Origin of the sequence: Bacillus yapensis, from assembly GCF_005280205.1 — a bacterium.
Taxonomy (GTDB): Bacteria; Bacillota; Bacilli; order Bacillales; family Cytobacillaceae; genus Robertmurraya; species Robertmurraya yapensis.
In genome coordinates, this window is record NZ_SUND01000002.1 from 40,855 (window position 1) to 53,829 (window position 12,975).

Here is a 12,975-nt window from a genome sequence, read left to right on the forward strand (position 1 = left end):
TCGGATAAAAAAGATGCAATGAAACGACAATTCTTGCATAATGGAAGAAAGATATTTGTTACTCGGGACGGGGGTTCATTATGTTAAATGGGAAAAAAGTTTTACTATGTGTGACAGGAGGAATAGCAGTCTATAAAGCTGTTGCTCTCACAAGTAAATTAACGCAAGCAGGGGTAGAGGTAAAAGTTATTTTAAGCGAGTCTGCAGCGAAATTTGTCACTCCGTTAACATTTCAAGCGATGTCTCGCAATGAAGTTTATATAGATACGTTTGATGAAAAAAATCCGAAAGTAATCGCTCATATCGATTTGGCTGACTGGGCTGATTTAATTCTCGTTGCCCCAGCTACAGCAAATACGATTGGAAAATTGGCCAATGGTATTGCCGATAATATGATTACAACTACACTTTTAGCAGCGACGGCTCCAGTCTGGATTGCTCCGGCCATGAATGTTCATATGTATGGGCATCCAGCCGTCATAAAAAATATTGAGACGCTTCATCAATTTGGTTATCAATTTATTGAACCGAGTGAAGGGTATCTAGCGTGTGGGTACGTAGGAAAAGGCAGACTTGAAGAACCAGAGAAAATCGTCCAGATTATGGAGAACTTTTTCCAACCAAAGGAACTACCACTTCAAGGGAAAAAGGTTCTTGTAACCGCAGGTCCAACACGGGAAAAAATTGATCCAGTTCGCTATATTACGAATCTCTCAACTGGAAAAATGGGTTATGCACTTGCAGAGAAAGCGATAGAACTAGGAGCGGATGTAACGTTGGTGTCTGGTCCAGTATCGATTGCCCCACCTAAGGGGGCTCGCCTAATCAATGTCGAAAGCGCGGAAGAAATGTTCAATGCAGTCACCAATATTTTCAGCACGGCAGATCTCGTTATCAAGACAGCGGCAGTATCTGATTACCGTCCAAAGGTATCCTATGATGAAAAGATCAAAAAGCAGCCTGGTGATGAGGTTCTTGAACTTGAAAGAACGAAAGATATTTTATCCGAATTAGGGAAACAAAAAACTCATCAGGTTCTTGTAGGATTTGCTGCGGAAACAAGTAATGTAGAAGGCTACGCCAAGGGGAAGCTTGAGAAGAAAAATGCCGATATGATTGTAGCGAATGATGTCAAAGCAGAAGGTGCAGGATTTGGGACCGATACGAATATTGTCACCATTTATAAGAAGGACGGTTCAGCGATTGAATTGCCGTTGATGTCCAAGCAAGAGGTTGCGAAGAACATCCTTTTAGAAGCGAGTAAATTACTAAAGGGTGACAGAACACAATGATCGCGAAGGTTATTGTTGATGTTCCTGCAAAGCAAACGGATCGCGCATTTGATTATTTAGTTCCTGAGTCCCTTGAAGACGTTATTAAACCTGGGGTCCGAGTAATTGTTCCTTTTGGTCCAAGAAAAATCCAAGGATTTGTAATTGGTTTCAGTGAGCGCTCCGAATTTACAGGGCTAAAGGAAATCATCGAACCAATGGATTTGACACCTGTGTTAAATGAGGAATTATTGGGCTTAGGGGATTGGTTAACAGAACAAACCCTTTCCTATAAAATATCAGCCTTTCAGGTTATGCTCCCGGCTGCATTAAAAGCGAAGTATGAAAAAAAGATTAAGTTAAGGCAGAGCATGGACCAACTTCCGGAACAGCTTCAGTTTTTATTCGAGAAAAATGACACGATCCTTTGGAACGAGGCTGAAGGTTACTTAGCACAGCTTCAAAAAGAGGCAACAAAAGGTACTGTTGAAGTCCTATATGAAGTAAAAGAACGAGTAAAAAAGAAGAAGTTAAAGCATATATCTGCAAAAGTTTCGAAGGAAGAGCTTATGACTCAAAAAGAGCAGCTTGCTGCAAATGCAGAGAAACAGAAAGCTGTGCTAGATTTCTTTATCGAAAATCCAAAATCGATCGAGCAACGAGAGCTTTTATCAATTCTCGATGTTCCAGCGACTACTATAAAGAGCCTTGTAAAAAAAGGACTGCTATTAGAAGAAGATTTAGAGGTATATCGTGATCCTTACGAAGACCGAGTTTTTGAAAAAACGAAGCCACTAACTTTAACGGCCGAACAGGAACAAGCGATTTCTCCTATCTTAGCTACATTGGAAGAAAACAAGCAAAAGGTCTTTTTGCTTTATGGGGTGACAGGTAGCGGTAAAACAGAAATCTACCTACAATCCATTCAACGTGCCATCGAAATGGGGAAGGAAGCAATTGTTTTAGTCCCAGAGATTTCTTTGACACCGCAGATGGTGAAACGATTCAAAGGGAGATTCGGGAATGAAGTAGCGGTCCTTCATAGTGGCTTATCTTCAGGAGAGAAATATGATGAATGGCGTAAAATTGAGCGCAAAGAAGTAAAGGTAGTAGTGGGGGCAAGATCTGCTATTTTTGCTCCTTTTGAGAATTTGGGTATTATCATTATCGATGAAGAGCATGAAACGAGCTATAAGCAGGAAGATAATCCGCGCTATCATGCAAGAGATGTTGCGATCCAGCGTGCGAACTTTCATCAATGTCCAGTTATTTTAGGAAGTGCTACGCCTTCTTTAGAAACCTTTGCGCGCGCACAAAAAGGTGTCTATGAACAGTTAAACTTGCCAAAAAGGATGAATAATCAAGCACTGCCTTCCGTAGAGATTATTGATATGCGTGAGGAACTTCGCGAAGGCAACCGTTCGATGTTTTCAAGAGCGCTCATAGAGGGATTGAAAGACCGTCTCGAGAAAAAACAGCAGATTGTCTTGTTTTTAAATAAACGTGGACATTCGTCATTTGTCATGTGCCGTGACTGCGGCTATGTCGACAATTGCCCTAATTGTGATATATCCCTTACATATCACCGCTTTAGTCAGCAAATGAAATGTCACTATTGTGGATACGAATCCTATGTTCCTTCCACATGTCCTGAATGTAATAGTGAACATATTCGCTATTTCGGCACGGGAACGCAGAAGGTGGAAGAGGAGCTTGGCAAAGTCTTACCAGAGGCAAGAGTCATTCGAATGGATGTAGACACGACAAGTCGCAAAGGTGCTCACGAGAAACTATTAAATGATTTTCAAGATGGAAAAGCTGATATTCTCCTTGGGACACAAATGATTGCCAAGGGTTTGGATTTTCCAAACATTACCCTTGTTGGTGTTCTTTCAGCAGATACGATGCTCCATTTACCGGACTTCCGTTCCTCAGAGAAAACCTTTCAGCTGTTAACTCAGGTTAGTGGACGAGCAGGAAGACATGAATTGCCTGGGGAGGTCATTATTCAAACCTATACGCCTGAGCATTATAGTGTAGAGCTTGCAGCTACACAAAATTTTGACCACTTTTTTGAGCGAGAAATGATGATTCGTCGTGCTCATCAATATCCGCCTTATTACTATATTGCTTTGATCACGGTAAGTCATGAAAATGTAGCGTATGTTGCATCGACTACAGATAAAATTACGAAATTTGTCCAATCAAAGCTATCGAGGGAAGCGAGTGTCCTTGGGCCAGTTGCTTCACCGATCTCGCGGATCAAAAATAGATATCGATATCAATGTTTGATAAAATACAAGCGGGAACCTAACTTAAACCAAACATTAAAAACAATTTTAGAACATTATCAGCAAGAAATGGTCTCAAAAGGACTACAAATCTCGATTGATGTGAATCCTTATATATTAATGTAGACCAAGGAATTTGGAGGAAATATTTTGACTGTAAGAGCGATTGTTACCTATCCTGCCGAAATTTTAGAGCAGGAATGTGAACCAGTAACGGTTTTTGATAAAAAATTAGTGAAGTTATTAAATGATATGTATGATACGATGATTGAATTTGATGGAGTCGGTCTAGCAGCTCCGCAAATTGGCATCAACAAACAAATTGCGGTAGTAGATATAGATGATGAATCGGGAACAATTGAACTCATTAATCCTGAAATTCTTGAAACGAGTGGAGAAGATTTAGGAGTTGAGGGGTGCCTCAGTTTTCCTGGATTGTATGGGGAAGTAACGAGACCTTATTATGTAAAAGTAAAAGCGCTGGATCGTAAAGGAAGACCATTCGTAATTGAAGCGGAGGATTACTTAGCTCGTGCTATCCAACACGAAATTGATCATCTACATGGCATTCTGTTTACGTCAAAGGTAAGCAGGTATTTGAAAGAAGAAGAGTTAGAGGAAGTGGAACAAAATGACTAAGATCGTATTTATGGGGACACCTGATTTCTCCGTACCAGTACTACAACAAATTATTACAGATGGATATGAGGTAATCGGAGTTGTGACTCAGCCTGATAGACCGGTTGGGAGAAAAAAGGTGTTAACACCTCCTCCTGTTAAGGTAGAAGCAGAGAAGCATGGGATTCCTGTTTTTCAACCTGAAAAAATTCGTGTGCAAGAAGAGTTGGATAAAATTCTCGCGCTGAATCCAGATTTAATTGTTACTGCTGCATTCGGACAAATTTTACCGAAGGCGTTGCTTGATGGACCGAAATTGGGTTGTATCAATGTTCATGCCTCCCTTTTACCAGAGCTACGAGGCGGAGCACCCATGCATTATTCTATTATTCAAGGGAAAGACAAAACAGGCATTACGATTATGTATATGGTTGAAAAGCTTGATGCAGGCGATATGCTTACCCAAGTTGAGGTACCAATTACGGAGACAGACACGGTCGGAACTCTTCACGATAAATTAAGTGTAGCTGGTGCGAAGCTATTATCAGAAACCCTTCCTAAGTTATTAAACGGAGAGTTAAAAGGAACTCCGCAACGTGAAGAGGATGCAACTTTTGCTTATACAATTAAGCGTGAGCAGGAAAAAATTGATTGGACAAAAACTGGAGAAGCTATCTATAACCATGTTCGCGGAATGAATCCTTGGCCAGTAGCCTATACCACACATGATGGAGCAGTTATGAAAATTTGGTGGACAGAGAAAGTAAAAGGCTCGGGTCAGAAAGCTCCAGGAGAAATCATAGCGTTAGAAGAGGATGGGTTCGTTGTTGCGACAGGGAATGAAACAGCTGTGAAAATAATCGAGCTCCAGCCATCAGGGAAAAAGCGCATGAAAGCAAGTGATTTTTTACGAGGAGCAAAACTTTCAGTTGGAGACAGATTAGGAGTCGAGCATGAGTAATAAAAAGAATGTCCGAGAAAGTGCTTTAAACCTCTTAGAAGCAATTGAAAAGAATCAATCGTATAGTAATCTCCTACTAAACAATGTTATAAAAAAAAATAATGTTGATCCGAAAGATATTGGGTTATTAACGGAATTAACCTATGGAACTTTGCAACGAAAAATGACGTTGGATTTCTATTTGGAGCCATTTTTAAAAAAGGCACGGAAATTAGAACCATGGGTAAAACAGCTTTTAAGAATTACCCTGTATCAAATGACCTATTTGGATAAAATTCCAGATAGAGCGGCAATTTATGAAGCAGTGGAGATTGCGAAGAAAAAGGGCCATAAAGGAATTTCGAGTATGGTCAATGGTGTTTTGCGGACGATTCAGAGAGAGGGAATCCCAAGCCTAGAAGAGATTAAGGATCCGATTGAACGTCTTGCGATAGCGACGAGCCATCCAGAATGGTTGGTAAAGCGTTGGGTAGAACAGCTTGGATTTGAAAAGGCGCAAGAAATGTGTGAGATCAATTTGACTGCGCCACTACAGACAGCTCGTGTGAACACAACGAAGATGAACCGTGAAAAATGCCTTCAAATGCTCCTAGAGGAAGGTTATCAGGTTGAAGCGAGTCCGGTTATCCCCGAAGCCATTAAATGTTTGAAAGGGAATTTAGCGAACTCGAATGCCTTTAAGGAAGGCTATATCACGATTCAGGATGAAAGCTCGATGCTCGTCGCTCATGCATTAGGTGTTGAGAAAGATGAACATATTTTAGATGCATGTGCAGCACCAGGAGGAAAATCAACACATATTGCCGAAAAGCTAAGTTTAACTGGCCAAGTCATTTCTCTTGATCTACACGAGCATAAAGTGAAGCTTATTGCTGAAAATGCCAATCGTCTCGGGTTAAGTAACATCGAAACGAAGGCATTGGATAGTCGAAAAGTCCAGGAGCATTTTGAAAAAGAGAGCTTTGATCGAATTCTTCTTGATGCACCTTGCTCTGGCTTGGGCGTAATGAGAAGAAAGCCGGATATGAAATATACAAAAAAAGAAGAGGATGTCTTTAGGCTCCATTCGATTCAGACTGATCTTTTAAAAGCAGTCGCGCCTTTATTGAAAAAAGGTGGTATTCTTGTATATAGTACATGTACGGTCGATGATGAGGAAAATGATCAGGTTGTGAAAGCATTTTTAACCAATAACCCAGATTTTGAGGGGGATTTAGGTTTTAAAAAGAGAATGCCAGAAGCTATTCAACCATTATGTAAGGACTACTCTCTACAAATTTTACCTCAGGATTTTGGATCAGACGGATTTTATATAGCAGTATTAAGAAAGAACTGATTTTGAGCAACAATAAAATAATTTAAAGGCAATAAGTCTGGCAAACTAGATGCCAGACAGCAAAGAAAGCAGGTGTAGGAATGGAACAGACAACAAGAGAAAAGAAGCAAGTAACGAATCAGAAACCATCCATTTATTCCTTACAATTACATGAGTTGAAAGAATGGTTAGAGGAAAAGAATGAAAAGGCATTTCGTGGAGAACAGATTTTTGATTGGCTTTATTTAAAACGGGTTACAACTTTTGAAGATATGTCGAATCTATCTAAGGGTCTTCGTGAAAAGTTAGCAGAGCATTTTACGATTACAACATTAAATACTTTAATTCAACAAACTTCATCAGATGGTACGATCAAGTTTTTATTTGAGCTTCACGATGGTTTTTCCATTGAGACGGTATTAATGCGCCATGAATATGGAAACTCCGTTTGTGTAACGACACAAGTAGGCTGCAGAATCGGCTGTACGTTCTGTGCTTCGACGCTTGGTGGGCTAAAAAGAAACTTAGAAGCAGGAGAAATCGTCTCTCAGGTCGTAAAAGTACAACAGGCACTTGATGAAACAGATGAAAGAGTTAGCTCAGTTGTAATCATGGGAATTGGAGAACCGTTTGATAATTTCGATTCCATGATGTCATTCCTAAAAATTATCAATCATGATAAAGGGCTAAATATTGGTGCCCGTCATATTACCGTTTCAACAAGTGGAATCATTCCCAAGATTTATAAATTTGCTGATGAAAATTTACAAATCAATTTTGCCATTTCTCTGCATGCACCGAATACAGAGATTAGAAGCAAATTAATGCCGATTAACAGAGCGTATAAACTTCCTGACTTAATGGAGGCAGTGAGGTATTATATTGATAAAACAGGTCGCAGAGTTAGTTTCGAATATGGTCTATTTGGTGGGGTAAATGATCAAGTAGAACATGCGGAAGAATTGGCTAAGTTGATTAAAGGGATCAAATGTCATGTCAATTTAATTCCGGTTAACTACGTTCCTGAACGAGATTATGTAAGAACACCTAGAGAGCAAATCTTCTTATTTGAAAAAACATTAAAGCAGCATGGGGTCAACGTAACGATTAGAAGAGAGCAAGGCCATGATATTGATGCTGCATGTGGACAGCTACGTGCAAAGGAGCGAAAAGAGGAGACGAGGTGACTGGTGAAGTGAATGCCATTTTTATGACAGACAAAGGGAGAGTACGCCAGAATAACGAAGATAATGGCGGGATTTTTGTAAATAAGGATGGGCAAAGACTAGCCATTGTAGCAGATGGAATGGGGGGCCACCGTGCTGGTGATGTAGCTAGTGAAATGACAGTGGCAACCCTTCAGGCCATGTGGGAGCAAACAGAGCGAATTGAAACTGCAGACGAGGCGGAGAACTGGTTACGGACACATATTAAGAGTGTCAATTCTATTTTGTTTGAGCATGCAAGGACAAATGAAGAATGTGATGGAATGGGGACAACCATTGAAGCGGTAATTGCTACAGGTCTCTTTACAACCGTTGCCCATGTAGGTGATAGTCGTAGTTATATTGCTAATCCAGATGGATTTCAACAGTTGACAGAAGATCATACGCTTGTCCATGAACTGGTAAGGACTGGTCAAATTTCTGAGGAAGACGCGGAACATCATCCGAGAAAGAATGTTATTTTACGCGCGCTTGGAACTGAGCAGGACGTAAAAATCGATGTAAAAACAATTATGTTTGAAGAAGGAGATTACCTTCTGCTCTGTTCTGATGGTCTTTCTGGTAAGGTAACGAAAGAAGATATGAAGGGGGTCCTTGAAAGTGAGGATTCCTTAGAGAAAAAAGCTTCAACACTTATCATGATGGCAAATGAGAATGGCGGCGAAGATAACATCACCCTTGTAATTTTAGAATTTGAAGATGACAGAGAAAGAGGGTGAATTAGATGTTAATTGGAAAAAGAATAAGCGGTCGTTATAAAGTCCTCGATATGATTGGCGGAGGCGGGATGGCAAACGTTTATTTAGCCCATGATATGATCCTAGATCGTGATGTGGCTGTCAAAGTACTTCGTCTCGATTTTTCTAACGATGAAGAATTTATTCGCCGTTTTCATAGAGAAGCCCAATCTGCCACAAGCTTGGCACATCCAAATATCGTTAATATTTACGATGTTGGCGAAGAGGATTCGATCTATTACATCGTGATGGAATATGTCGAGGGACAAACCTTGAAACAATACATACAACAGCATTCTCCAGTGCGCGTGGATGTTGCTCTAGATATATTACAGCAACTTACGTCAGCTATTTCTCATGCCCATCAAAATCATATTGTGCATAGGGACATTAAGCCCCATAATATTTTGATTGATCATGATGGCAATGTGAAAATTACTGATTTCGGCATTGCAATGGCGTTAAGTGCTACAAGTATTACACAAACAAATTCGGTATTAGGTTCTGTTCATTACTTATCTCCAGAACAAGCACGTGGTGGAATGGCGACGAAAAAATCCGACATCTATTCACTCGGGATTGTCATGTTCGAGCTTCTTACGGGGAGATTACCATTTTCGGGAGAATCGGCTGTCTCGATTGCTTTAAAGCATCTCCAATCGGAAACACCATCAATAAGACGATGGAATCCAACCATTCCTCAAAGTGTGGAAAATATTGTCTTGAAAGCGACTGCTAAAGATCCTTTTCATCGCTATGACAGTGCAGAGGATATGGAGCGTGATCTACGCTCAGCACTTGATCCTGAAAGAATCAATGAAGCAAAATTTGCTATTCCGGAAGATGACGAAGCAACTAAAGCAATTCCGATTATTTCTGATGAACGTCCTTATCGGAATATAGATGATACGAAAATCCGAGAAAAGGATCAAAATGCGAATAAATCCGAGCAGGATAAAATTGCAGAGGATAGCGATAAGAAAAAGAAACCAAAAAAGAAGAAGAAAAAGTGGCCTGCAATATTAGTGTCTGTTTTCGTTTTGCTTATTATACTATTTGTTTCGGCAGTTTTATTTCTTCCTGACATTCTCGCCCCAGACGAGATTGAAGTACCAGATGTAGCAGGAATGGAATTAGAGGACGCGATTCAAGATATTCAGGATGCTGGTTTTGTTTTCGGAGAAGCAACAGAAATTTCAGATGAAGACGTTGAAGAAGGATTGGTTGTCAAAACGGATCCAAAGGCAGGAAAGATTTTAACAGAAGGAACGACGGTAAATGTATATATAAGTACTGGAAAAGAAAAAATGGAATTACTTGATTATACTGGTCGTGCCTATGAAGATGTTTTCCAGCTATTAAAGGATCAATTTAAAGATATCACCAAAAAAGAAGTAAATGATGACACTGTCGCTGCAGGCAATATAATCGAACAATCGATTGCACCTGGTGAGGAAATCATTTCAGAAGAAACTGTGCTTGAATTTACGGTCAGCAAAGGGCCGGAATTGATTGAATTAAAGGATTTAACAGGTTATAACGCAAAAGGGATAGATGAATATGCTGCGTCTGTGGGATTAAATATTGATATCTCCAAGGAGGAGTATCATGACACGGTTGAAAAAGGCTTAGTCATTTCACAAGATCCGAAAGCGGGAACGGAACTTATGAAAGGCGATAATGTTACCGTTGTTTTGTCAAAAGGTAAAAAAGAGATTCCTCCAAAAGATGTGGTTGAAGAGGTTACGATTCCATATGAACCTGCTGTCCCTGGAGAGCCACAAATGGTACAAATCTTTGTAGAGGATATGATTCATAGTAGTACGGAACCGTATGAGACCTTTGAAATCACAAGTCCTACTACGAAGAAAATTACCTTAAAGGTTGCTTCAGACCGAAAGGCTGGCTATAAGGTGATCGTAGATGATCGTGTTATCATTGATAAATCAGTTCCTTATCCTGGGGAATAATGAATAGGGGAGAGAGGAAGTCGATTGCGATTGGCAATTGATTTCCTTTCAACCTGTACAGAGTGGAATAGTATTTTTCCAAAGGAGTGTATATATGCCTGAGGGCAAAATTATTAAAGCATTAGCTGGATTTTATTATGTGTTGACGGATGAAAATAGGGTAATCCAATGTAGAGGCCGCGGTGTTTTTCGGAAAAATAAAGTGAGTCCTCTTGTTGGAGACGAGGTTGTTTTCCAAGCAGAGAATGATCGTGAAGGCTATATTTTAGAAATAAAGGATCGTAAAAATGAATTAGTACGGCCACCGATTGCCAATGTGGATCAAGCGATTCTCATCTTTTCAGCGGTGGAGCCGGATTTTAGTACGACCTTATTAGACCGTTTCCTTGTCCTGATTGAATTTAATCGAATTCGACCGATTATCTGTGTTTCCAAAATCGATTTAACTACAGAGGAAGAACGAAATAGAATTGAAGCGTATGCGGCTGATTACGAGAAAGCTGGATACAAAGTCATTCTAACTTCGTCAGTAACAGAGGATGGGATAAAGCAGTTGCTACCTCTTCTCGAAGGAGGAATCTCTGTTTTTGCAGGTCAGTCAGGAGTGGGGAAATCCTCATTACTAAATGTTTTGAAGCCTGATTTAGAGCTTGAGACCAATGAGATTTCCACCCATTTAGGACGTGGAAAACATACGACTCGCCATGTGGAATTAATTGAAATTGGCGCAGGATTAGTTGCGGATACTCCAGGATTTAGTTCATTGGAATTTACGGAGCTTGAGGTCGAGGATTTAAATTACTGCTTCCCAGATATTGAGGAAACGAGTGAAAAATGTAAGTTTAGAGGCTGTTTACATATGCAAGAACCGAAGTGTGCGGTGAAGCAGGCCGTGGAAGATGGGGAAATTCCACAGTATCGCTACGAGCACTATAAGGTATTCCTTCAAGAAATTAAAGACAGAAAGCCGAGGTATTAGAAATGGTAAAAATCGCGCCTTCTATTTTATCAGCGGATTTTTCAAAATTGGGAGAGGAAATTAAGGATGTTGAAAGAGGAGGAGCGGAACTCATTCATGTAGATGTGATGGATGGGCATTTCGTTCCGAATATCACAATCGGTCCTCTAATCGTGGACGCTATTAGACCAGTAACAAAGCTGCCTTTAGACGTACACCTTATGATTGAGAATCCAGATCAATATATTGAAGCTTTTGCAAAAGCTGGAGCAGATTATATTACCGTACATGTCGAAGCATGTCGCCACCTTCATCGTACCATTCAAAATATTAAATCTTATGGAATTAAGGCTGGAGTTGTATTAAATCCGGCTACACCAGTAAGTACGATTGAACATATTATTGAAGATATCGATATGGTTCTTTTAATGACGGTTAATCCTGGTTTTGGTGGGCAAAAATTCATTTCATCTGTGGTTCCGAAAATTAGACAGGTGAAGGAAATGGCTGATGCTAAAGGGCTCGACATTGATATTGAAATTGATGGCGGTGTCAACACAGAAACGGCCAAATTATGCACTGATGCAGGGGCAACAATACTTGTGGCTGGTTCTGCGGTTTATGACAAAGAAGACCGTCAAAAAGCGATTGAAGAGCTAAAAAGAAGCACCATGTAAGGTTGTAGAAAAATAAAAACAGTAAGTCAGCTATTTGGATAGCTGACTTCTTTATTAGGGAAAGGGCGAGGAGTATGATCATTAACATATTGGCTGGTGGGCCAGAAGAGCAGTTACCAGAGCTCAAGAGCTATCTAGAAAACGATGTGTTATGGGTCGGAGTCGATAGGGGTGTATATACCCTTCTTTCCTATGGAATTGAGCCGAAGATGGCGTTTGGTGACTTTGATTCAGTCAATGACGAAGAAATGCAATTCATACATACAAAGGTGAAATCTCTTCGTATTTATAAATCGGAGAAAGATGAGCCTGATATGGAGCTTGCTCTCACATGGGCAGTTGAGCAAAAGCCAGAACGGATTCGCCTATTTGGCGCCACGGGAGGGCGACTGGATCATTTTTTGGCGAATGTCCAATTGCTGTTGAGATCTTTGATTGAAGAGTGGTCTAGTTCTATTGAAATTATTGACCAACAAAATCTGCTCTATGCAGTTCGTCCAGGTACCCATCAAATCAAAGTAGATGAACAGAAAAAATATATTTCCTTTCTCCCAATTGCAGGTGCAGTCGAGAATCTTACGCTTAGTGGTTTCAAATATCCATTAAAAGATCGTCATATTCCTGCGACTTCTACACTATGTATTAGTAATGAACTTATTGATGAATGTGGTACTTTTTCTTTTACTGAAGGCATATTATTGGTGATAAGAAGCAAGGATTAAAAAATTCCAATATAAGAGTACTCATTTTTATCTGATGAATATGATGATATGGAGAAAAATCGTGAAGAGAAAGTTGTATGCGTGAGATGGTGAGGAGGGACATTATGAAATTTTATACAATTAAACTTCCAAAATTTCTAGGTGGCATTGTCCGGGCCATGCTAGGAACTTTTAAGAAGGGCTAATTTTTTGCACCTCATACATTATGAGGTGTTTTTTATTATCATAA

At 40.0% G+C, this 12,975-nt stretch carries 12 protein-coding genes; all 12 read left to right on the plus strand.

The window, feature by feature from the left end; all coding sequences use genetic code 11:
• Nucleotides 1-80 precede the first annotated feature (80 nt).
• Entirely contained in the window at nucleotides 81-1,292 is a 1,212-nt protein-coding gene (coaBC, locus tag FAR12_RS02560) for a bifunctional phosphopantothenoylcysteine decarboxylase/phosphopantothenate--cysteine ligase CoaBC (protein ID WP_126405845.1), read from the plus strand.
• Nucleotides 1,289-3,688, plus strand: a complete 2,400-nt coding sequence (priA, locus tag FAR12_RS02565) for a primosomal protein N' (protein ID WP_126405846.1) — start codon at nucleotides 1,289-1,291, stop codon at nucleotides 3,686-3,688. The genes coaBC and priA overlap by 4 nt, the downstream gene beginning before the upstream one ends.
• Before the next feature lie 24 nt (nucleotides 3,689-3,712).
• Complete coding sequence (def, locus tag FAR12_RS02570; RefSeq protein ID WP_126405848.1) at nucleotides 3,713-4,201, plus strand: peptide deformylase; 489 nt, start codon at nucleotides 3,713-3,715, stop codon at nucleotides 4,199-4,201.
• Nucleotides 4,194-5,141: a methionyl-tRNA formyltransferase gene (gene fmt, locus FAR12_RS02575; protein ID WP_126405850.1), complete on the plus strand. Its 948-nt coding sequence runs from the start codon at nucleotides 4,194-4,196 to the stop codon at nucleotides 5,139-5,141. The genes def and fmt overlap by 8 nt, the downstream gene beginning before the upstream one ends.
• On the plus strand, nucleotides 5,134-6,477 hold the full coding sequence (rsmB, locus tag FAR12_RS02580; RefSeq protein ID WP_126405852.1) for a 16S rRNA (cytosine(967)-C(5))-methyltransferase RsmB: 1,344 nt from the start codon (nucleotides 5,134-5,136) through the stop codon (nucleotides 6,475-6,477). Before fmt ends, rsmB begins: the two co-directional genes overlap by 8 nt.
• Nucleotides 6,478-6,557: 80 nt before the next feature.
• Complete coding sequence (rlmN, locus tag FAR12_RS02585; protein ID WP_126405854.1) at nucleotides 6,558-7,643, plus strand: dual-specificity RNA methyltransferase RlmN; 1,086 nt, start codon at nucleotides 6,558-6,560, stop codon at nucleotides 7,641-7,643.
• 8 nt (nucleotides 7,644-7,651) lie between these two features.
• Nucleotides 7,652-8,401: a Stp1/IreP family PP2C-type Ser/Thr phosphatase gene (locus FAR12_RS02590; protein ID WP_126406708.1), complete on the plus strand. Its 750-nt coding sequence runs from the start codon at nucleotides 7,652-7,654 to the stop codon at nucleotides 8,399-8,401.
• Nucleotides 8,402-8,406: 5 nt separating this feature from the next.
• Nucleotides 8,407-10,389: a Stk1 family PASTA domain-containing Ser/Thr kinase gene (pknB, locus tag FAR12_RS02595; protein WP_126405855.1), complete on the plus strand. Its 1,983-nt coding sequence runs from the start codon at nucleotides 8,407-8,409 to the stop codon at nucleotides 10,387-10,389.
• 94 nt (nucleotides 10,390-10,483) lie between these two features.
• A complete protein-coding gene (gene rsgA / locus FAR12_RS02600; protein ID WP_126405857.1) occupies nucleotides 10,484-11,368 on the plus strand; it encodes a ribosome small subunit-dependent GTPase A in 885 nt (294 codons plus the stop codon).
• Nucleotides 11,369-11,370: 2 nt separating this feature from the next.
• Nucleotides 11,371-12,024, plus strand: a complete 654-nt coding sequence (gene rpe, locus FAR12_RS02605; protein ID WP_126405859.1) for a ribulose-phosphate 3-epimerase — start codon at nucleotides 11,371-11,373, stop codon at nucleotides 12,022-12,024.
• Between the two features lie 74 nt (nucleotides 12,025-12,098).
• Entirely contained in the window at nucleotides 12,099-12,746 is a 648-nt protein-coding gene (locus tag FAR12_RS02610; protein ID WP_126405861.1) for a thiamine diphosphokinase, read from the plus strand.
• 104 nt (nucleotides 12,747-12,850) lie between these two features.
• Nucleotides 12,851-12,931: a stage V sporulation protein SpoVM gene (spoVM, locus tag FAR12_RS02615; RefSeq protein ID WP_017551496.1), complete on the plus strand. Its 81-nt coding sequence runs from the start codon at nucleotides 12,851-12,853 to the stop codon at nucleotides 12,929-12,931.
• Nucleotides 12,932-12,975 lie beyond the last annotated feature (44 nt).

Excerpts from the sequence above, each read along its gene's own strand:
- rsmB (WP_126405852.1), top strand. The coding sequence starts at position 5,134 with ATGAGTAATAAAAAGAATGTCCGAGAAAGTGCTTTAAACCTCTTAGAA.
- spoVM (WP_017551496.1), top strand. The coding sequence starts at position 12,851 with ATGAAATTTTATACAATTAAACTTCCAAAATTTCTAGGTGGCATTGTC.
- rsgA (WP_126405857.1), top strand. The coding sequence starts at position 10,484 with ATGCCTGAGGGCAAAATTATTAAAGCATTAGCTGGATTTTATTATGTG.
- rlmN (WP_126405854.1), top strand. The coding sequence starts at position 6,558 with ATGGAACAGACAACAAGAGAAAAGAAGCAAGTAACGAATCAGAAACCA.
- FAR12_RS02610 (WP_126405861.1), top strand. The coding sequence starts at position 12,099 with ATGATCATTAACATATTGGCTGGTGGGCCAGAAGAGCAGTTACCAGAG.
- rpe (WP_126405859.1), top strand. The coding sequence starts at position 11,371 with ATGGTAAAAATCGCGCCTTCTATTTTATCAGCGGATTTTTCAAAATTG.
- priA (WP_126405846.1), top strand. The coding sequence starts at position 1,289 with ATGATCGCGAAGGTTATTGTTGATGTTCCTGCAAAGCAAACGGATCGC.
- coaBC (WP_126405845.1), top strand. The coding sequence starts at position 81 with ATGTTAAATGGGAAAAAAGTTTTACTATGTGTGACAGGAGGAATAGCA.
- fmt (WP_126405850.1), top strand. The coding sequence starts at position 4,194 with ATGACTAAGATCGTATTTATGGGGACACCTGATTTCTCCGTACCAGTA.
- pknB (WP_126405855.1), top strand. The coding sequence starts at position 8,407 with ATGTTAATTGGAAAAAGAATAAGCGGTCGTTATAAAGTCCTCGATATG.